Below are 22887 nucleotides of genomic sequence, written 5' to 3' on the forward strand. Positions count from 1 at the left end.
CGCTACTCCTCAGCGTTGCGGGACTCGCCCGAGCGGATGACCTCGGTCCTGCGGTGCGCATCGTCCAGAAGGCTGAACAGTTCGTCGTCGCTGGCCTCGTCGACACCGGCCGCGGAGCCGGTGCGTTTGGCGGTCCAGGCCGCGAGAAGTGCTTCGAGGCGGGCCGCGACGGTGTCGTAGTCGGCGTCGGCGGCTGCCGCGTCCAGGGTGGACTTGAGCTGGTCGAGTTCGGCGAGCAGGGGGTCGGGGGCGGTGCCGTGCAGCCGTGTGTGCACGAAGGCGGCGAGGCGGGCCGGTGTCGGGTGGTCGAAGACGAGCGTGGCGGGCAGGCGCAGGCCGGTGTCCGCGTCGAGCTGGTTGCGCAGTTCCACGGCGGTGAGCGAGTCGAACCCGATGTCGGTGAACGCCTGGTCGGGGTTGACCGCCTCCGGTGACGAGTGCCCCAGGACGAGGGCGACCTGGCCCACGACGAGTTGCAGCACGTCGGCCTGCGTCCACGCGCGGTCGGCGGCCTGCTTGCGCCGGGACCGTACCAGCTCCCGCAGCAGAGCGGGCGGGTCGCCGGCGCGGCGCAGCGCCGGCAGGTCGAACCTGACGGGGGCGAGGGTGGGGGTGCCGGCGGTCAGCGCGGCGTCGAACAGGGCCAGCGCGTCCGTCGTCGGCAGCGGCCGTACGCCGGCCCTGGTCAGGCGGTGCCGGTCGGTGGCGGTCAGACCTCCGGTCATGCCGCTGGCCTGCGCCCAGTAGCCCCAGGCGAGCGACACGGCCGGCTGTCCCTGGGCGTGCCGGTGTGCGGCGAGGCCGTCGAGGTAGGCGTTCGCCGCCGCGTAGTTCGCCTGGCCCGCACCGCCCAGCACACCGGCCGCCGACGAGAACAGCACGAACGCCTCCAGGTCCGAGGTCAGTTCGTGGAGGTGCCGCGCCGCGAGGGCCTTCGGCTCCCACACGCGCGCGAACTGCTGCGGGGTGAGGAATTCCACGACGGTGTCGGCCAGCGTGCCCGCGGCGTGGATCACCGAGGTGACCGGGTGTTCGGCGAGCAGCCGCGCCACCGCCTCGCGGTCGGACACGTCGCACGCCAGGATGTCGGCGGTCGCGCCCAGCGCGGCCAGGTCGGCGGTCAGCTCGGCCGCGCCGGGGGCGTCCGGGCCGCTCCGGCTGACCAGCAGCAGGTGCCGCACGCCGTGCCGTACGGCGAGGTGGCGGGCGATCGTGCCGCCCAGGGTGCCGGTGCCGCCGGTGACGAGCACCGTGCCCTCGGGGCTGATCGGCGAGGGCAGCGGTTCGGTCCGCGCCCGTTCGAGGCGGGGGACGTGGACGGCGCCGGCGCGGATCGCGAGCTGGGGTTCGTCGCCGGCCAGCCGGACCTCGTCGCCGTCGTCGCCGTCGACCAGTACGAACCGGCCGGGGTGCTCGGTGGCGGCCGACCGGACCAGGCCCCAGACGGCGGCGGCCTGCGGGTCGACGTCCTCGCCCGGCCGGACCGGCACGGCGTTGCGCGTGGCGACCACCATGCGCGGGGTGTCCGTGGTGAGGAAGTCCTGGATCACCCGCAGGGTCTCGACGGGCGATGTGGCGTGGTGGACCGGGACGTCCGGTGCGGTGGTCGCCGCTTCCAGGACCGGCCACGCCACCTGGTACGGCACGTCCTGCGTGGTGGCCCCGGCCGGCCGGCGCAGGGTCAGCGAGGCGATCTCGGCGACCGGCGCGCCCGACGGGTCGGCGAGGCCGATCGCACAGGTGTCCTGGCCGGTCACGGTCAGCCGGACCCTGGCGTGCTCGGCGCCGCGCCACCAGGAGATCCCAGTGAAGGAGAACGGCATCTTCGCCCGGTCGTCGGCGAGGGTCACGGTCTGGATCGCGGCGTCGAGCAGGGCGGGGTGCAGTACGAACCGGGTGTCGCCGGGGGGTGCGGCCACCTCCGCGTAGAGGGTGTCGCCGTCGCGCCAGGCCGCTCGCAGACCTTGGAAGGCCGTGCCGTAGGCGAATCCGGCGTCGGCCAGGTTGTCGTAGAAGGCGTCGAGGTCGACGGCTTCGGCGCGCGGCGGCCACTGCCGTGCCCAGGTCTCCCGTGGTGCGACGGGTGCCGCGCCCAGGGTCCCGGTCGCGTGCCGTACCCACTCGCCGTCTGCGCGCGAGTGGATCGAGACGCTGCGCAGGCCCGCCCGGTCGGGGCCGACGGTCACGGACACCTGCACGCCGTCCGCGACCACCAGCGGTGTCTCCAGCGTCAGGTCCTCGACCGCCGGGCAGCCGACGTGTTCGCCGGCCCGGAGCGCCAGGTCCACGAATGCCGCGGCGGGCAGCAGGGGCGACCCCGAGATGACGTGTTCGGTGAGCCACGGCTGCGCGGCGGTGGCGAGTTGTCCCGTCAGCACCACGCCGTTGTCGTCGGGGAGTTCCATGGCGTCCCGCAGCAGCGGGTGGTCGATCCGGCCGTCACCGGTCGGTGCCGGTGCGGTGGGGTGGAGCCAGTAGTGCTGGTGCTGGAAGGGATACGAGGGCACGCGCGCGCCCACCTTTCCCGCCGTTGTGATGGCGGGTGGGGTCCAGCGCACGGCCCCGTCCGCCCACAACCGCCCCAGCCCCGACAGCAACCGCTCCGGAGAATCCCCACCACGCCGCATCAACCCGGTGGACACCAGCACTGGGTGCGGGCCCACCTCAACAAACCCCGTGACGCCCTGACCCGCCAGCCACTCCATTGCGTCGGCAAACCGCACCGGCTCCCGCACCTGACGTGCCCAATACCCCGGATCCCCCATGTCCACCGGAGCACCGGTCACCGTGGAGACCACCGGAATCACCGGCTCGCCGAACGACAGTCCCGCCGCGACCTCGCGCAGCTCTGCCAGCACCGGATCCATCCGCGCCGAATGAAACGCGTGACTGACCGCCAAGCGCCGCACCTGCCGCCCGCGGCTTCGCCAGACCTCACCGACCGCCAGCACCGCCGCCTCGTCCCCCGACACCACCACACTTTCGACCCCGTTGACCGCCGCCACCTCGGCCCCCGGCACCAGCGAACCCGCCACCTCCTCCACCGACGCCTGCACCGACACCATCGCCCCACCACCGGCCAGCCCCTGCATCAACCGACCCCGAGCCCCCACCAGCACACACGCGTCCTCCAACCCCAAAACCCCCGCCACATGAGCCGCCGCCACCTCACCCACCGAATGCCCCACCACGAAATCCGGCCGCACACCCCACCACTCCACCAGCCGGAACAACGCCACCTCCAACGCAAACACCCCGGCCTGCGTGAACACCGTCTGATCCAAAACCCCCTCCCGATCCTCGAACAACACCCCCACCGGCAACCCCAGCAGCCCACACACCTCATCCAGCACCCGCGCAAACACCGGAAACACCTCGTACAAACCCCGACCCATCCCCACCCACTGACCACCCTGACCGGAAAACACAAACGCCGACCTGCCCGGGGAGGCAGTGCCCGTGACGATTCCGGGTTTTCCGTCGATCAGGGCGTCCAGGCCGGCCGGGTCCGTCAGCACGGCGCGGTGCGGGAACCGAGCCCGCGCGGCCAGGTCCGCGGCCACCTCGGCCGCTGTGACCTCCGGGTGCTCGGCGAGGAACCCGCGCAGCCTGCGGGCCTGGTCGCGCAGGGCCGCGTCCGACTTCGCGGACAGCAGCCACGGCACCGGCACGGCGGCCGCAGAAGCGGGGGCAGGCGTGGAAGCGGGATCGGGAGCGGCAGGGGACTCGGGCGAGGAGAGCCCGGCCGGATCCGGGGCCGGTGCCTCGATGATCACGTGCGCATTGGTACCGCTGATACCGAACGCCGAGATGCCCGCGCGACGCACGTGGCCGTTGTCGGGCCAGGGCCGGGCCTCCGTGAGCAGCCGGACGTTTCCGGACTCCCAGTCGACGTGGGAGGTCGGCGCGTCCACGTGGAGGGTCGGCGGCAGTTCGCCGTGCCGCATCGCCATGATCATCTTGATCACACCCGCGGCGCCGGCGGCGGCCTGGGTGTGGCCGATGTTGGACTTCACCGTCCCCAGCCACAACGGCTCGTCCCGGTCGCGGTCTTGACCGTACGTCGCGAGCAGCGCCTGCGCCTCGATGGGATCGCCGAGGGTGGTACCCGTGCCGTGGGCCTCCACCGCGTCCACGTCCGCCGTCGACAACCCGGCATTCGCCAACGCCTGCCGGATGACGCGCTCCTGGGAGGGGCCGTTGGGCGCGGTCAGACCGTTGGACGCCCCGTCCTGGTTGACCGCAGAACCCCGCACCACCGCCAGCACCCGGTGACCATTGCGCCGGGCGTCCGACAGGCGTTCCAAGAGCACGACACCCGCGCCCTCGCTCCAGGCCGTCCCGTCAGCAGCCTCGGCAAACGCCTTGATACGGCCGTCGGCCGCCAGCCCCCGCTGTCGCGAGAACTCCACGAACCCCGCCGGCGTCGCCATCACCGTCACACCGCCCGCCAGGGCCAGCGAGCACTCCCCGGAGCGCAGCGCCTGCGCGGCCAGGTGAATGGCCACCAGCGACGACGAGCACGCCGTGTCCACCGACACCGCCGGACCCTCCAACCCCAGCAGATAGGACACCCGGCCCGATGTCACACTCGTCGCCGTGCCCGTCGAGAGGTAGCCCTCCAGGTCGGGCGGCTGTGCCCCGGCGCCGTAGCCCGAGGACCAGATGCCGGTGAAGACGCCCGTCTGACTGCCCCGCAACGACGTCGGATCGATCCCCGCGTCCTCGAACGTCTCCCACACCGTCTCCAGCAACACCCGCTGCTGCGGATCCATCGCCAACGCCTCACGCGGTGAAATCCCGAAAAACGCGGCGTCGAACTCGGCCGCACCCTCGAGGAAACCGCCCGACCGCGTATAACTCCGCCCCGGACCACCCGCCGGATCGTAAATGCGACTCACGTCCCACCCGCGATCCGACGGGAACTCCCCCACCGCATCCACCCCACCCGACACCACATCCCACAAACCCTCCGCCGACCCCACCCCACCCGGATACCGGGCACCCAACCCCACCACCACCACCGGATCACCCGACACCACCACCGCAGCCGGCACGGTGGAGGCAGGGGCCTGGCGCCGGGCGCCGACCAGGAGGTCCCGCAGGTGGCCGGCCAGCGCGTCGGGGGTCGGGTAGTCGAAGGTCAGCGTCGCGGGCAGGCGTACCCCGGCGACCGTGGACAGGCGGTTGCGCAGTTCCACCGCGGTGAGCGAGTCGAAGCCCAGGTCCTTGAAGGCCCGCTCGGCGCTGACGGCCGCGGTGTCGGTGTGGCCGAGGACCGCGGCCGTCTGGTCGGTGACCAGTTCCAGGACGCGGCTGCGCTGCTCGGTCTCGGGCAGGGCCGCCAGTTCCCTGCCCAGGCCCGGCCGGTCGGTGCGCCGGGCCGGCCTGGTACGGGTGAGGCGGCTGAGCAGGGGGCGGGCGGACGCCGCCGACAGATCGAGGTGTGCGGGGACCAGCGCGGGATCGGCGGCGCCCAGCGCCAGGTCGAACAGTGCCAGCGCCTGGTCCGTGGGCATCGGCAGCACGCCGGCGCGGGCGAGGCGCTTGCGGTCGGTGTCGGTGAGGTGTTCGGTCAGCCCGCTGGCCTCGGCCCATTGGCCCCAGGCCAGCGACACACCCGGCAGGCCCAGGGCCCGCCGGTGCACGGCGAGGGCGTCCAGGAAGGCGTTCGCGGCGGCGTAGTTCGCCTGGCCCGGGCCGCCCAGCACACCGGCGGCGGACGAGAAGAGCACGAAGGCGCTCAGGCCGAGGTCTTTCGTCAGCTCGTGCAGGTGCCAGGCGGCGTCGGCCTTGGGCCGCAGCACCTGGTCGATCCGGTCGGGCGTGAGGGATTCGACGACGCCGTCGTCGAGTACGCCGGCCGCGTGCACGACCGCGGTCAGTGGATGTGCGGCCGGGATCGAGGCCAGTACGGCGGCCAGCGCGTCCCGGTCGGCCACGTCGCAGGCCACCACCTCGGCGTCGAAGTCCACCTCCGCCGCGGTCCTGCTGAGCAGGAGCAGGTGCCGGATGCCGTGCCGCTCGCGCAGGTGCCGGGCGACGAGGCGGCCGAGGGTGCCGGTGCCTCCGGTGATCAGCACGGTGCCGTTCGGGTCGAGCGGGCCGGGTGCCGGGACCGCTTCGGCCCGTACCAGGCGGGCGGCGTGGGCGGCGCCGTCGCGGACGACGAGCTGCGGTTCGTCTCCCGCGACGAGGACGCGGTCGTCGGTGTCGACGAGCACGAACCGGTCGGGGTGTTCCGCCTGGGCCGCGCGGACCAGGCCCCAGACGACGCTGGACGGCAGGTCGACGGGGTCCGGCCCGGCCGCCCCGCGGGTCACGACGGCCAGCCGACCGTCCCCGTCGCGCAGGAAGTCCTGGAGCACGCCCAGCGTCTCTGCGGCGACGGTGTGCGCGGCCGCCACGGGGTCTCCCGCCGGGGGCGTGACGTGGTGGACGGCCGGGGGTTCGCCGGTGCCCTCGACGGGCACCCAGTCGAGGCGGAAGAGCTGGTTGTTCCCGGCGCCCAACATGCCCGGCGGCCGGTGGCGCACGGTCAGCGCGTCGATCACCGCCAGCGGGCCGGACTCGTCGGCGAGCGCGACCCGGAAGGTGTCGGGGCCGGTGGGTGTGAGGCGGACCCGGGCCGTGGCGCCGGCTTCCCGCATCGACACCCCGGCGAAGGAGAACGGCAGGCGGCCGGCCGCCAGCAGGGTCAGCGGCTGGAGAGCGGCGTCGAGCAGCGCGGGGTGCAGACCGAACCGGTCGCGGGTGTCGGCGGGCAGCGCCACCTCGGCGTAGAGCTCGTCGCCCTGCCGCCGGATCTCGCGTACGCCCGCGAACACCGGCCCGTACTCGTAGCCCTGGGCGGCGAGGGTGTCGTAGAAGTCGGTCAGGTCGACGGGCTCACCGGCCGGCTGCCAGGGCTCGCCGGTGTCGTACGGGTGGGGACGGCCGGCGGTCGAGAGCGTGCCGGTGGCGTGGCGCAGCCAGGTGCCGCCGGTCCGGGAGTGCACGGCGACGGGGCGCCGGCCCGTTCCGTCCGGTGCGCCGACGACGACCTGGACCGGCACGGAACCGTCGTCCGGCAGGATCATCGGGGCTTCCAGCACGAGTTCGTCCAGGATGTCGCAGCCGGCCTGCCGTCCGGCGTGCATGGCGAGTTCGACGAACACGGTGCCGGGCAGCAGCACGGAGCCCAGGACGACGTGGTCGGCCAGCCATGGCCGGGTGGCCGTCGAGAGCCGCCCGGTGAGCAGGACACCCTGGTCCCCGGCCAGTTCGACGACGGCCCCGAGCAGCGGGTGACCGGCCGAGTCCAGTCCCGCCGCCGACACGTCGCCCTTCGCCGCGGTGGGGGTCAGCCAGTACGGCCGGTGCTGGAAGGCGTACGTCGGCAGCGGGACATGGTGGGGCTCGCCGGGGAAGACCGGCGTCCAGTCGACGGCCACGCCCTGCGTGTGCAGGCGCGCCAGGGCGAGGTGGAATTCCTGCCTGCCGCCGCCGCGGCGCAGTGTGCCGGTCACCACGCCGTCCATCACCGGCACCAGTACAGGGTGCGGGCTGACCTCGACGAACACGCCGTGCCGGTCCTGCGTCAGGGCGTCGACGGCGAGGTCGAAGCGTACGGGTTCGCGGAGGTTGCGGTACCAGTAATCGGCGTCGAGGGCGGAGGTGTCGATCTCCTCGCCGGTCACCGTGGAGTAGAACGGGATAACGGCCGGGTGCGGCTCGATCCCGGCGAGGTCGGTGAGCAGTTGCTCGCGGATCGCCTCGACCTGCGCGGAGTGGGCGGCGTAGTTGACGGGCAGACGGCGGGCGCGAATGCCGTCGGCCTCACAAGCCGCCAGCAGTTCGTCCACCGCGTCCAGATCACCCGACACCACGACCGAACCAGGGGCATTGACCACCGCCACCGTCAGCCGGCCGTCCCAACGGGCCACCAAGTCGGCGGCCCGCTCATCCCCCAGCCCGACCGACACCATCCCACCCTGGTCAGCCAGGGCCACCAGGGCCTTGCTGCGCAGGGCCACCACCCTGGCGGCATCGTCCAAGGACAGCGCCCCGGCCACATACGCCGCCGCGATCTCCCCCTGCGAATGCCCCACCACCGCATCCGGCTCCACACCATGAGCCCGCCACAACTCCGCCAACGCCACCATCACCGCGAACAGGGCGGGCTGCACCACATCAACCCGCTCCAGCGAACCACCGCCGGTCAGCACCTCCACCAACGACCAATCCGTATACGGCGCCAGCGCCGCATCACACGCGTCGATGGCGTCCCGGAACACCGGCTCCGAGCCGTACAACTCCCCACCCATACCCACCCACTGCGCACCCTGCCCCGGAAACACGAACACCGACCGGCCCAGCGGACCGGCCACGCCCGTGATGACGCGGGGGTCTCGGTCGGCGAGGGCGGCCAGTTCCGCCATGAGGTCGGTCCGGGTGCTGCCCACCAGGGCCGCTCGGTGGTCGAGCACGGTGCGGGTGGTGGCCAGGGCCCGGCCGATCTCGGCCGGCCGGAGTCCGGGGTGGGCGGTGATGTGGTCCGCGAGCCGTCGGGCCTGGGCGCGCAGGGCGTCGTCCGTCCTGCCGGACAGCAGCCACACGGTGGGCTCCGCGGAGTCGTCCGCGGCGGGTTGTTCGGGGGTTTCCTCCGGGAACTGTTCGATGACGACGTGGGCGTTGGTGCCGCTGGCCCCGAAGGCCGACACACCGGCACGGCGGGGACGCCCCGTCTCCGGCCACGGCCGGGCCTCGGTCAGCAGCCGGATGTCACCGGTGTCCCACTCGACATACGGCGTGGGCTCCTGCACATGCAGCGTCGGCGGCAGTTCGCCATGCCGCATCGCCATCACCATCTTGATCACACCCGCCACACCGGCCGCCGCCTGCGTGTGACCGATGTTCGACTTCACCGAACCCAACCACAACGGCTCCCCACGGTCCCGGCCGTAGGTCGCCAGGAGGGCCTGGGCCTCGATGGGATCGCCGAGGGTGGTGCCGGTGCCGTGCGCCTCCACCGCGTCCACCTCGGACGGCTCCAACCCGGCGTTGGCGAGGGCCTGACGGATGACGCGTTCCTGGGAAAGGCCGTTCGGCGCGGTCAGCCCGTTGGAGGCGCCGTCCTGGTTCACCGCAGAACCCCGCACCACCGCCAGCACCCGGTGGCCGTTGCGGCGGGCGTCGGACAACCGTTCCAGCAGCACCAGACCCGCGCCCTCACCCCAGGCCGTACCGTCAGCCGTCGAGGAGAAGGGCTTGCACCGGCCGTCAGGGGCCAGGGCGCGCTGGCGGGAGAACTCCGTGAACTGCAGGGGGGTCACGCTCACGGTCACCCCGCCGGCCAGGGCGAGTGTGCACTCCCCCGAGCGCAGTGCCTGCGCGGCCAGGTGGATCGCCATCAGTGACGAGGAGCAGGCGGAGTCGATGGACACGGCCTGGCCCTGGAGGCCCAGCAGGTAGGAGACCCGGCCGGAGGTGATGCTCGGCGAGATGCCGGTGGCGAGGTAGCCCTCGGTGTCGGCGGGTGCCTGGTCGGGGCTGCCGACATAGCCGGAGGACCAGATGCCGGTGAAGACACCCGTCTGACTGCCCCGCAACGACGTCGGATCGATCCCCGCATCCTCGAGCGTCTCCCAGGCGGTCTCCAGCAGCACCCGCTGCTGCGGATCCATCGCCAACGCCTCACGCGGCGAAATCCCGAAGAAATCCGCATCGAACCCCGCCGCGTCCGCCAGAAAACCACCCGACCGCGTATACGACGTCCCCGGATGATCCGCATCCGGATGGAACAACCCCTCGACATCCCACCCACGATCCGACGGGAACTCCCCCATCGCATCCACCCCACCCGACACCAGGCCCCACAACTCCTCCGGCGACCCCACCCCACCCGGCAACCGGCACCCCATGCCCACGATCACCACCGGATCGGGCCCACCACCCACCCCACCCACCGACACCGACGACGACACCACCGACACCACACCCGCACCCCCACCGGAGAGTTCGGCTGTGAGGTGGTCGGCGAGGTCGGCGGGGGTGGGGTGGTCGAAGACGAGGGTCGCGGGCAGTCGCAGGCCGGTGGCGCCGGCGAGGCGGTTGCGCAGTTCGACGGCGGTCAGGGAGTCGAAGCCGAGGTCGCGGAAGGCGAGTCCGGGGGCGATCGCGGTGGCGTCGGAGTGGCCGAGGACGGTGGCGGTGTGGGCGGCGACCAGGGACAGCAGGTCCGACGCGGGGGCCTTGGGCGCCGGCAGGGTCTGCGGCATCGACAGGTCCGCGGTGGTCAGCGCGGGACGCCCCGAGGCCAGCGCGGTGTCGAACATGGCCAGGGCCCGTTCGGTACTGATGGGGCGGACGCCCTTGCGGGCGAGGCGTTGGCGGTCGGCCGCAGTGAGGTGGGCGGTCATGCCGCTCTCCTGCTCCCAGTAGCCCCAGGCCATCGACACGGCGGGCAGTCCGAGGGTCTGCCGGTGCGCGGCGAGGGCGTCGAGGTAGGAGTTCGCGGCCGCGTAGCCGGCCTGGCCTGCGTTGCCGAGTACGCCCGCGGCCGCGGAGAACAGCACGAAGGCGGCGAGGTGGTGCCCGCGGGTCAGCTCGTGCAGGTGCCAGGCGCCGTCGACCTTGGGGCGCAGCACCCGGTCGAGTCGGTCGGCGGTGAGCCGTTCCACGACGGTGTCGTCGAGCACGCCGGCCGCGTGCACGACCGCGGTCAGCGGATGCTCAGCCGGGATCGAGGCCAGTACGCCCGCCAGCGCGTCCCGGTCCGCGACGTCGCAGGCCGCGACTCGTACGTCGACGTCCCCCAGTTGCTCCGGGTGCGGCACCGCGCCGCCGCCGCGGCTGACGAGCAGCAGGTGCCGTACCCCGTAGCGGGACACCAGGTGGCGGGCGACGGCCTGGCCGAGGGTGCCGGTGCCGCCGGTGATCAGCACGGTGCCGTCGGGGTCGATCGGCTGGGGGACGGTGAGGACGATCTTGCCGATGTGGCCGGCCTGGCTCATCAGCCGGAAGGAGGTGACGGCCTGGCGGAGGTCCGCGGCGGTGACCGGCAGCGGCTCCAGCGTCCCGTCGGCGACCATCGCCACGGCCCGGGAGAGGATGTCGCCCTGCCGCGCGGGGTCGACATCATTGAGGTCGAAGGCCCGGTAGATCAGGCCCTCGGGCGAGCGGACGTCCGTCTTGCCCAGCTCGACGAACCGTCCGCCGTCGGCGAGCAGCCTCAAGGAGGCGTCGGTGAGCTCTCCCGCGAGCGAGTTGAGGACGACGTCCATGGCCGGGAACCGGTCGGCGAACCGGGTGTCGCGGGACGAACCGATGTGGTCGTCCGCCAGTCCGAGGCGCCGCAGGGTGTCCCACTTGGCGGGGCTCGCGGTGGCGAAGACCTCCGCGCCCCTGTTCAGGGCCAGCTGGATGGCGGCCATGCCGACGCCGCCCGCGCCGGAGTGGACCAGGATCCGGTCGCCGGGGCGCAGTTCGCCGAGGTCGAACAGCGCGTACCAGGCGGTGGTGAACGCGATGGGCACCGACGCCGCCTGGGTGAAGCTCCAGCCGTCGGGGATCGCCGTCAGGAGCCGGTGGTCGGCGACCGCGCGCGGCCCGAAGGCGCCGGGCATCATTCCCATGACGCGGTCGCCGGGCCGCCAGGCCGTGACGCCGGGGCCGACGTCGAGGACGGTGCCGGCCGCTTCGCCGCCCAGCGGGGGCCGGTCCGGGTACATGCCGAGGGTGATGAGCACGTCGCGGAAGTTCAGGCCGGCCGCGCGTACGGCGACCCGTACCTGTCCGGGTTCCAGCGCGGTCTCGTGCCAGGGCAGCAGGGCCAGGTCGTCCAGTTGCCCGGTGCCGGACTCGCTCAGCCGGTACGCGCCGTCGGGGGCGGTCAGTTCCGGCGCGTACCTGGCCTGCCGCGGTACGAGGACGCCTTCCCGGCGCAGGGCCAGTTCGGGTTCGTCGCCGGCTGTCATGGCGGCCCGGATCGCGTCCTCCTCGGACGCGTTGCCCATGTCGACCAGGACGAACCGGCCGGGGTGCTCGGCGGCGGCGCTGCGGACCAGGCCGCGTACGGCCGCGCCGGCCACGCCGCGGGTCAGGACGGCGAGGCGTGCGGCCGCCCGCTCCGGCTGCTCGGCCAGGAAGTCCTGGACGAGTGCGCGGGCCCGCTGGGCGAGGGCGTGCACGGAGTCCGCGTCGGCGTCCGCGGTGAGTACCGGACTCGGCACCACCTCGGTCGGTGTGCTCGGGGTGAGGGGCACCCACTGGGTGTGCAGCACCGCGGCCCGGGCCTCGGCGGCCGGGCGGACGGTCAGCGCGGTGATGTCCGCGACCGGGTTGCCGGACAGGTCGGTCAGTGTCGCGCGGTAGGTGTCGGTGCCCGTGCGGGTCAGGTGGACCCGGGCGGACGACACACCGGTGGTGTGCACGGCGACGCCGGAGAAGGAGAACGGCAGCCGGACCCGGGTGTCGGGGCTGAGCAGGATCAGCGGCTGGAGTGCGGCGTCCAGGAGCGCGGGATGGATGCCGAAGCGGGCGCCGTCGGGGACGGACACCTCGGCGTAGAGGTCGTCCTCGCTCTGCCACAACTCGCGCACGCCCTGGAACGCGGGTCCGTACTGGTATCCGAGTCCGGCGAGGAAGGCGTAGAACCCTTCGGGGTCCACGGGTTCGGCGTTCCTCGGGGGCCAGTCGAGGCGTCCGGCCGTCACCTGGCCGCCGAGGGTTCCGGACGCGTGGCGGACCCAGCCGTCGCCGCCCTTGGAGTGCACGGTGACCGGGCGGCGGCCGGCGTCGTCCGGGGCGCCGACCGACACCTGGATGTCCGTCGGTGTGTCCGAGAGCGCGAGGGGCAGGTGCAGGACGAGGTCGTCGAGGGTCCCGCCGGCCAGGGTGGCGAGTTCGAGGAAGGCGGTGCCCGGCAGCAGGACCGTGCCGTCGACGGCGTGGTCGGCCAGCCAGGGGTGGGTGCGGGTGGAGACGCGGCCGCTGTGCACGGTGCTCCCGTCGGGCAGTTCGACGGTGGTGCCCGCCAGCGGGTGCCCGCTGCCGTGGTCGCCGGCCGCGGGGGTGAGCCAGTAGGTGCTGCGCTGGAAGGCGTAGCCCGGCAGCCTGACGCCGTGCGGTCGGTCGTACGGCCAGGTCACGGGGACGCCCTGGACGTGCAGGCGGGCCAGGGCGGTGTGGAATTCCGCGATGGCGCCGTGGTCGCGGCGCAGGGTGCCGGTGGCCACGCCGTCCAGGTCCTGCACCAGCACCGGGTGCGGGCTGACCTCCACGAACACCTCGTGGCCGTCGGCGGTGAGCCGGGCGGTGGCCAGGTCGAACCGTACGGGCTCGCGCAGGTTGCGGTACCAGTAGCCGGCGTCGAGGACGGAGGTGTCGACCGGTTCCGCGGTGACCGTGGAGTAGAACGGGATCGCCGCCGACCGGGGCCGGATCTCCGCGAGGTCGGTGAGCAGTTGCTCGCGGACGGCCTCGACCTGCGCCGAGTGCGCCGCGTAGTCGACGGGGATGGCGCGGGCGCGTATGCCGTCCCTGGCGCAGGCTGCCAGCAGTTCGTCCAGGGCTGCGGGTTCGCCGGACACCACGACGGTCGAGGCGGAGTTGACCACCGCGACGGTGATCCGGTCGCCCCAGGGGCTCAGGTAGCCGGCGGCGTCGTCCGCGGACAGCGCGACCGAGACCATGCCGCCGTGTCCGGCCAGGGCGACCAGGGCCTTGCTGCGCAGGGCGACCACCTTGGCGGCGTCGTCCAGGGACAGAGCCCCGGCCACGTACGCCGCCGCGATCTCCCCCTGCGAGTGCCCCACCACCGCATCGGGTTCCACGCCGTGAGCGCGCCACAGTTCGGCGAGCGCGATCATCATGGCGAACAGGGCGGGTTGCACCACATCAACCCGCTCCAGCGAACCGCCGCCGGTCAGCACCTCCACCAACGACCAGTCGGTGTACGGCGCCAGGGCCGCATCACACGCGTCGATGGCGTCCCGGAACACCGGCTCCGAGGCGTACAACTCCCCACCCATACCGACCCACTGCGCACCCTGCCCCGGAAACACGAACACCGACCGGCCCAGCGGACGGGCGATCCCGGCGACCAGGCCCGGCGCCGTGCCCCCCTCGGCCAGAGCGTCCAGGGCCTCACCGGTACCCACCACCACCGCACGGTGCTCGAACAGAGCGCGGGCGGCCAGAGCACCACCGACCGCCGCCGGACTCACCTCCGGATGTACGGCAGTGAAAGCACGCAACCGACGCGCCTGCTCCCGCAACGCCACCTCGGACCTGGCCGACAGCGGCCAGAGGACCTGGTCGTCCGCGCGGCCCCGGGGGGAGGGTGCGGGGGCGTCGGCCTCGGCGGGCTGTTCGAGGATCACATGGGCGTTGGTGCCGCTGATGCCGAAGGCGGAGACGGCGGCCCGCCGCGGCCGCCCGGCCCCGGGCCAGGCGACCGGTTCGGTGAGCAGGCGGACCGCGCCGGAGTCCCAGTCGACGTGCGGGGTGGGGGCGTCCACGTGGAGGGTCCGCGGCAGTTCGCCGTGCCGCATCGCCATGACCATCTTGATCAGGCCGGCCGCGCCGGCCGCCGCCTGGGTGTGGCCGATGTTGGACTTCACCGACCCCAGCCACAACGGCTCGTCCCGGTCGCGGTCTTGACCGTACGTCGCCAGCAGCGCCTGCGCCTCGATGGGGTCGCCGAGCGTCGTCCCCGTGCCGTGCGCCTCCACCGCGTCCACCTCGAACGGCTCCAGCCCGGCGTTGGCGAGGGCCTGACGGATCACCCGCTCCTGTGACGGACCGTTCGGCGCGGTCAGACCGTTGGAGGCGCCGTCCTGGTTGGTGGCGGAGCCCCGGACGACCGCCAGCACCTCGTGGCCGTTGCGGCGGGCGTCGGACAGGCGTTCCAGCAGCAGCAGGCCGGCGCCCTCGGCCCAGCCCGCCCCGTCGGCCGCGGCGGCGAAGGACTTGCTGCGGCCGTCGGGCGCGCTCGCCCCCTGCCGGGACATCTCGGTGAACAGCGTGGGTGCCGCGTTGACGGTGACGCCGCCGGCCAGGGCGAAGGAGCATTCTCCCGAGCGCAGCGCCTGGGCGGCCAGGTGCAGGGCCACCAGGGACGACGAGCAGCCGGTGTCCAGGGACAGCGCCGGGCCGAGCAGGCCCAGCTGGTACGCCAGCCGGCCGGATCCCACGCTCGACGCGGTGCCGGTGACCTGGTAGCCCTCCAGGTCGTCGGGGACCGGCCCGGCGGCGTAGCCGGTGGACCAGATGCCGGTGAACACGCCGGTGGGTGTGCCCTCCAGCGTGGTCGGGTCGATGCCGGCGTACTCGATGGTCTCCCACGCGGTCTCCAGCAGGATGCGCTGCTGCGGGTCCATGGCGAGCGCCTCGCGGGGCGAGATCCCGAAGAACGCCGCGTCGAAGTCGCCGGCGGCGTCGAGGAAGCCGCCCTGGGACGTGCTCGACGTGCGGGGGCGGCTTCCCGTCGGGTCGTAGAGGCGGTCGATGTCCCAGCCCCGGTCGGCCGGGAACCCGCCGACCGCGTCCACGCCGTCCGCGACCAGCCGCCACAGGTCCTCGGGGGTGCCGACGCCGCCGGGGTAGCGGCAGCCCATGCCGATGACCGCGATCGGCTCGTCCGTCGCGGTCGCGGCCGGGGCCTGCGGCGCGTCCTGTTCGCCCTGTTCGCCGGACAGGTGGGCGGCCAGCCGGGCCGGGGTGGGGTGGTCGAAGACGAGGGTGGCCGGCAGTTTCACCCCGAGCGCGGCGGTCAGGCGGTTGCGCAGTTCCACCGCGGTCAGCGAGTCGAAGCCGAGGTCCTTGAACGCCTGCCGGGGGTCGAGACGTTCGGGGGTGGCGTGTCCCAGCACCCCGGCGACGTGGGTGGTGATCAGCTCCAGCAGGTCGGTGCCGCCGGCGGGGGGCGCGGGTCGGGGGGCCTGCGGCCGGCTGTGCGCCTCGGGCAGGTCCCGCAGCAGCCGGCTCGGCCGCGCGTGGGTGTAGGCGCGGGCGAACTGCGCCCAGTCGGCCTCGGTGACGACCGCGAGGGCCTCGTCGTGGTCGAGGACGTCCTGCAGCGCGTCGAGTGCCCGGCCCGGGTCCAGTTCGCCGAGGCCGAGCAGGGTGCGCTGGCGCTGCACCGACTCAAGGGCCGCCATGCCGCCGTCGGCCCAGATGCCCCACGCGACGGAGGTCGTGGCGCGGCCCTGGGCGCGGTGCTGGGCGGCCAGGGCGTCGAGGAAGGCGTTGCCGGCGGCGTAGGCCGCGCCGTGGCCGTCGCCCCACACGCCCGCGGTGGAGGAGAACAGGACGAAGGCGTCGAGGTCCGGCAGGAGTTCGGCCAGGTTCGCCGCCCCGGCGACCTTGGCCGCGACGACCTCGGCGAACTCCGCCGGTGTCGTGTCGGCCAGCCTGGTCGCCCTGATCGCGCCGGCGGTGTGGAAGACCGCGCGGATGTCGCCGACGCGCTCGACGAGGTCCCGCAGGGCGTCCCGGTCGGCCACGTCGCACGCCGCCACGGTCACCCGCGCCCCGGCCGCCTCCAGTTCGGCGCGCAGGCCGGCCGCGCCGGGCGCGTCGGGGCCGCGGCGGGCGGCCAGCACGATGTGCTCCGCGCCCTGCCGCGCAAGGCGGCGGGCCACCTGTCCGCCGAGCGCGCCGGTGCCGCCGGTGACCAGCACCGTGCCCCGCGGCCGCCAGGACCGCGCGGCCGGGCCCGACGATGCCTTGCGGCGCAGCCGCTTGACGAAGCGCCGGGTGCCGCGGATCGCCACCTGGTCCTCGCCCGTGCCGGCGAGCACGCCGAGCAGCTCGTTCACGCTCTCCTCGTCGGGCACGGAGGGAAGGTCGACCAGGCCGCCCCAGCCCTGCGGGAACTCCAGCGCCGCGGACACGCCGGTGCCCCACGCCAGGGCCTGGGCGGGGCCGGTGACCGGGTCGGTGCCGGATGTGCTCACGGCGCCGCTGGTCGCGCACCACAGCGGGACGGCCGGTGTCCGTACCGGGTCCAGGGCGCGGACCAGATCCAGGGTGCGGACCAGGCCGGCCGGGAGCACCGGGTGGTCGGGGTGCGGCTGCTCGTCCAGCGCCAGCAGCGACAGCACGCCGTCCGGCCCGGGCCGGGTGTCGGCCGCGTCCCAGGTGTCGGCCACCGTGAAGCCCCGGTCCCGCAGGGCCTCCGCCCACGGGTGCCCGGCCGGGCCCAGGACGAGCCAGCGGGCCGGGTCCACCGGGGCCGCGGCGCCGCTCATCGGCGCCCATGCCACCTCGTACCGCCAGTCGTCACGGGGCGCCGGCGGGGTCGCGGTCACCCAGTAGGGCTCGCGCTGGAAGGCGTACGTGGGCAGGTCCGCCCTGGGTGCGGTGCGGGGCAGGACCGACATCCAGTCGACGTCGGCCCCGGCGGCGTAGAGGCGTCCCGCCGCGGCGAGGAACTCGGTGAGGCCGCCGTGGTCGCGGCGCAGTGTTCCGGTCGCGGCGACATCCAGCGCGGGCACCAGCACCGGGTGCGGGCTGACCTCCAGGAACAGGTCGTGGCCGTCGGCGGTGAGCCGGGCGGTGGCCAGGTCGAACCGTACGGGCTCGCGCAGGTTGCGGTACCAGTAGCCGGCGTCGAGACCGGAGGTGTCGACCGGCTCGCCGGTCACCGTGGAGTAGAACGGGATCGCCGCCGGGCGCGGCGTGATGCCGGCCAGGTCGGTGAGCAGTTGCTCGCGGATCGCCTCGACCTGCGCCGAGTGCGCCGCGTAGTCGACGGGCAGGCGGCGGGCGCGGATGCCGTCGGTCTCGCAGGCGGCCAGCAGGTCGTCCAGCGCGTCGAGGCCGCCGGACACCACGACGGCCGCGGGTCCGTTCACCACGGCGGTGGTCAGCCGCTCGCCCCAGGGGGCCAGGTAGCCGGCGGCCCGTTCGGCGGACAGCGCGAGGGACACCATGCCGCCCCGGTCGGCGAGGACGGCCAGTGCCCTGGACCGTAGCGCCACGACCTTGGCGGCGTCCTCCAACGACAGCGCGCCGGCGACGCACGCCGCGGCGATCTCCGCCTGGGAGTGGCCGACCACGGCGTCCGGCCGCACGCCGTAGGACCGCCACAGGTCGGCCAGCGCCACCATGACGGCGAACAGGGCCGGCTGCACCACGTCGACGCGGTCCAGCGAGCCGTGGCGCAGTTCGTCGACCAGCGACCAGTCGGTGTGCGGGGCCAGGGCGGCGGCGCAGGCGTCGATGGCGGCGCGGAACACCTCGGACTGCTCGTACAGGTCACGGCCCATGCCCGCCCACTGCGCCCCCTGTCCGGGGAAGACGAACACGGTGCCGCCGGTACGGGCCGGCAGGTCCGGCAGTCCCGGCGGGAGCGCGGCCAGGCCGGACAGCAGGTCGTCCCGGTCGGCGCCGACCACCGCGGCCCGGTGCTCGAACCGGGTGCGGGAGGCCAGTGCGCGGCTGATCGCGGCGGCCGGGACGTCGGGGTGGGCGGTCGCGTACGCGTGCAGCCGCTCGGCCTGGGCGCGCAGCGCGGCGTCGGTCTTCGCGGACAGCAGCCAGGCGGTGGGGGCGGCTCGGCCGGCGGGGTCGGGAAGGTGGCCGGGGTCCGGGTCGGGGGACTGCTCGATGATCAGGTGGGCGTTGGTGCCGCTGATGCCGAAGGCCGAGATGCCGGCGCGGCGCAGGTGCTCGTGCTCGGGCCACGGCCGGGCCTCGGTGAGCAGCCGGACGCCGCCGGAGGTCCAGTCGACGTGCGGGGTGGGGGCGTCGATGTGCAGGGAGCGCGGCAACTGCCCGTGCCGCATCGCCATGACCATCTTGATCAGGCCCGCGACACCGGCGGCGGCCTGGGTGTGGCCGATGTTGGACTTCACCGACCCCAGCCACAACGGCTCGTCCCGGTCCTGGCCGTAGGCGGCCAGCAGGGCATGGGCCTCGATGGGGTCGCCGAGGGTGGTGCCGGTGCCGTGGGCTTCGACGGCGTCCACCTCGGACGGCTCCAGCCCGGCGTTGGCGAGGGCCTGGCGGATGACGCGTTCCTGGGAGGGGCCGTTGGGCGCGGTCAGGCCGTTGGAGGCGCCGTCCTGGTTGACCGCGCTTCCCGCGACGACCGCCAGCACCCGGTGCCCGTTGCGGCGGGCGTCGGACAGGCGTTCCAGCAGCACCAGGCCGGCGCCCTCGGCCCAGCTGGTGCCGTCGGCCGCGGCCGCGAAGGGCTTGCTGCGGCCATCCCCCGCCAGGCCGTGCTGGCGGGAGAACTCGGTGAAGCCGAACGGTGTCGCCATGATCGTGACACCGCCGGCGAGCGCCAGCGAGCACTCGCCCGCGCGCAGGGCCTGGGCGGCCAGGTGGACGGCGACCAGCGACGACGAGCAGGCGGTGTCCACGGACAGCGCCGGACCGCGCAGCCCCAGGTGGTAGGCGACCCGGCCGGACGTGACGCTGGTCGCGACGCCGGTGAACAGGTAGCCCTCCAGGTCCTCCGGCAGGCCCGGCCCGGTCGCGTAGCCGGACGACCAGACGCCGGTGAACACGCCGGTCCGGCTGCCGCGCAGCGCGGCCGGGTCGATCCCGGCGTGCTCGAACGTCTCCCAGGCCGTCTCCAGCACGAGCCGCTGCTGCGGGTCCATGGCGAGCGCCTCGCGGGGCGAGATGCCGAAGAACGGCGCGTCGAAGCCGGCCACCGCCTCCAGGAACCCGCCCCGGGTGATGTACGTGGTGCCCGCGGCGCGCAGTTCCGGGTCGTACAGGCCGCCCAGGTCCCAGCCGCGGTCGTCCGGGAAGTCGCCGATCGCGTCCACGCCCTCGGCGACGAGCCGCCACAGGTCGTCCGGGGAGGCGACCCCGCCGGGGAAGCGGCAGCCCATCCCCACGATGACGACCGGGTCGTCGTGGACGGGCGCGGCGGCGGGGGCCGGCCGGTCGCCGGGGCCGGTGCGCAGCCAGTCGATCAGCTCCGCGGGCGTCGGGTGGTCGAAGACGAGCCCGGAGGGGAGCGGCCGGTCCAGCGCGCCGGCCAGGCGGTTGCGCAGTTCGAGGCCGGTGACCGAGTCGAAGCCGAGGTCCTTGAAGGTGAGCGCGGGATCGATGTCCGCGGGGTCCTCGTGGCCCAGCACGAGGGCGATCTGCGCGGTGACCACGGAGGCCGCGTCGACGTCGGCCGCGTCGGGCTTGTCGCCCGGCTCCGGGTCGACCGTGTCGGTGCCGCCCGGGTCCGTGCCGCCCGCCCCGGTGTCGCCGGTTTCCGGGCCGGCCGGGGTCCGTACGCTCTGCCCGGCTGTCGCTTCGGGCAGCCAGTACGAGCGGCGCTGGAAGGCGTACGTGGGCAGGTCGACCGGCGCGGCCTCGGCGACGGCCGGGGACCAGTCGACCGGCACGCCCGCCACGAACAGCCGGGACAGCGCGGTCAGGAAGACGTCCGGCCCGCCCTGGTCACGGCCCAGCGTGCCGGTGGCGAGGCCGGGTACGCCGGTCTGCTCGCGGGCCTGTTCGAGGGTCTGCTCGAGGGCGGGCAGCAGCACCGGGTGCGGGCTGACCTCGACCACGACGTCGTGCCCGTCCGCCAGCAGTGCGGCGGTGGCCAGGTCGAAGCGGACCGGCTCGCGCAGGTTGCGGTACCAGTAGCCGGCGTCGAGTCCCGTGGTGTCGTCGAGGAGGCCGCCCGTGACCGCGGAGTAGTACGGGATGGTGCCCTGCCGCGGCCGCACACCGTCCAGTTCGGTGTGCAGCCGCTCGCGGATCGCCTCGACGTGCGCGGAATGGGAGGCGTAGTCCACCGGGACGACGCGTGCGCGGACACCGTCCGCCGCGCAGGACTCGACCAGTTCGGACAGGGCCTGCGTGTCGCCGGACACCACGACCGAGCCGGTGGCGTTGACCACGGCGACCGTCAGCGCGCCGCCCCAGCGCGACACGTAGTCCTCGGCCCGCTCGGCGGACAGGGCCACGGACACCATGCCGCCCCGGCCGGTCAGCGCCACCAGCGCGCGGCTGCGCAGTGCCACGACCCGGGCCGCGTCGGACAGCGACAGCGCGCCCGCGACGTACGCCGCGGCGATCTCGCCCTGCGAGTGCCCGACCACCGCGTCGGGCTCGACACCGAAGGAGCGCCACAGTGCCGCCAGGGACACCATCACCGCGAACAGAGCGGGCTGCACGACGTCCACGCGATCGAGCGGGGCGCCGTCGAGGACGTCGGCCAGGGACCAGTCGGTGTACGGGGCCAGGGCCTCGGCGCACTCGTCCATGGCGGCCCGGAAGACGGGGTAGGCGACGTACAGCTCCCGGCCCATGCCGACCCACTGCGCGCCCTGGCCGGGGAAGACGAAGACGGTACGGCCCGGGGTGCCGGCCCGGCCTGCGGCGACCTGGGCGGAGTCGAGCAGGACCGCGCGGTGCGCGAAACGGGTTCTGGTGGTGGCCAGCGCGTGCGCGACCTCGGCGCCGGTCAGGTCCGGGTGGCTGCGTACGTGTTCGCGCAGGCGCTCGATCTGCGCGCGCAGGGCCTGCTTGGTCCTCGCCGTGACGATCCAGGGCGCCACCGGCCGGGCCTCGGGGGCGCCCCGTGGGGCCGGCGGCGCGGCCGGATCGGGCGCCTGCTCGACGATCACGTGCGCGTTGGTGCCGCCCATGCCGAACGACGACACACCGGCGAGCAGGGGCGCGTCGGGCCGCGGCCAGGGGGTCAGAGCGGTCTGGACCCGCAGCGCCAGTGCGTCGAGGGGGATGCCCGGGTTGGGGGTTTCGTAGTTCAGGCTCGGCGGCAGCGCGCGGTGGTACACGCTGAGGACGGCCTTCAGCAGGCCGACGATGCCCGAGGCGCCTTCCAGGTGGCCGACGTTCGTCTTGGCGGACCCGACCCGCAAGGCGCTGTCGGGGGCGCCCTCGGTGTCACGGGACTCGGTGTCGCCGGAATCGGTGTCGCCGGACACGGCCGGGTCGCGGTAGGCCGCCGCGAGGGCGGCGGCCTCGATGGGGTCGCCGACGGCGGTGCCGGTGCCGTGCAGTTCCACGTACTGCACGTCCGCGGGACGCACACCGGCGCGGGCCAGTGCCTCGCGGATGACCTGTTCCTGGGCCTGCGCGCTGGGCACGGTCAGGCTCCGTGTGGCGCCGTCGTTGTTGACCGCGCTGCCCCGGATGACGCCGTAGACGCGGTCCCCGTCGGCCAGGGCCCGGTCCAGCGGTTTCAGGACGAGGAAGGCGCCGCCCTCGCCGCGGACGAAGCCGTTGGCCCGGGCGTCGAAGGTGAAGCAGCGGTCGTCCGGGGACAGGCCGCCGAACTCCACCGCGCCCTCCTCGCGGGCGGCGGTCAGGTTGAGGTTCACCCCGCCGGCCAGGGCGAGCGCCGACTCGCCGCGGCGCAGGCTCTCGACCGCCAGATGCACCGCGACCAGCGCCGACGACTGTGCCGTGTCGACCGTCATGCTCGGCCCGCGCACGCCGAGGAAGTGCGAGACGCGGTTGGCGATGACGCCCCGGCTGGTGCCGGTCAGCGTGTGCGGCGTGATGTGGCGGGGGTAGGCCAGGGACGTGTAGTCCTCCCACATCGAGCCGACGAACACCCCCGTCGGACCGCCCGTCAGCGTGCTCGGCACGATCCGGGCGTCCTCCAGCGCCTCCCAGGCGAGTTCGAGCATGAGCCGCTGCTGCGGGTCCATGCCGGCGGCCTCACGGGGGGACACACCGAAAAACGCCGCGTCGAAGCCGTCCACCCGGTCCAGCCAGCCGCCGTGCCGCACGCCCTGCCGGCCCGCGGGCGGCGCGGTGATCGCGTCGGCCCCGTCGCACAGCAGTCGCCAGAACGCCTCCGGATCCGGGGCTTTCGGCAACCTGCCCGACATTCCGATGACAGCGACACGATCAGCGGCCGAATCCATGGGGAAGCGCATCACATCGACACCTCATGAGCCGGGGAAT

Annotated in this window: 1 protein-coding gene; it reads right to left on the reverse strand. The window is 74.1% G+C overall.

Annotated elements, in window-relative coordinates:
- Positions 1-2: 2 nt before the first annotated feature.
- The gene (locus ITX44_RS41295) at positions 3-22847 is read right to left on the reverse strand and encodes a type I polyketide synthase (protein WP_265934269.1); all 22845 of its coding nucleotides are present in this window, start codon (positions 22845-22847) and stop codon (positions 3-5) included.
- Positions 22848-22887: the final 40 nt, after the last annotated feature.

The organism is Actinacidiphila acididurans (genome assembly GCF_016918855.1).
Classification (GTDB): Bacteria; Actinomycetota; Actinomycetes; order Streptomycetales; family Streptomycetaceae; genus Actinacidiphila; species Actinacidiphila acididurans.

Coding starts and splice junctions, on each gene's coding strand:
- ITX44_RS41295 (WP_265934269.1), bottom strand. CDS start 22,847: ATGGATTCGGCCGCTGATCGTGTCGCTGTCATCGGAATGTCGGGCAGG.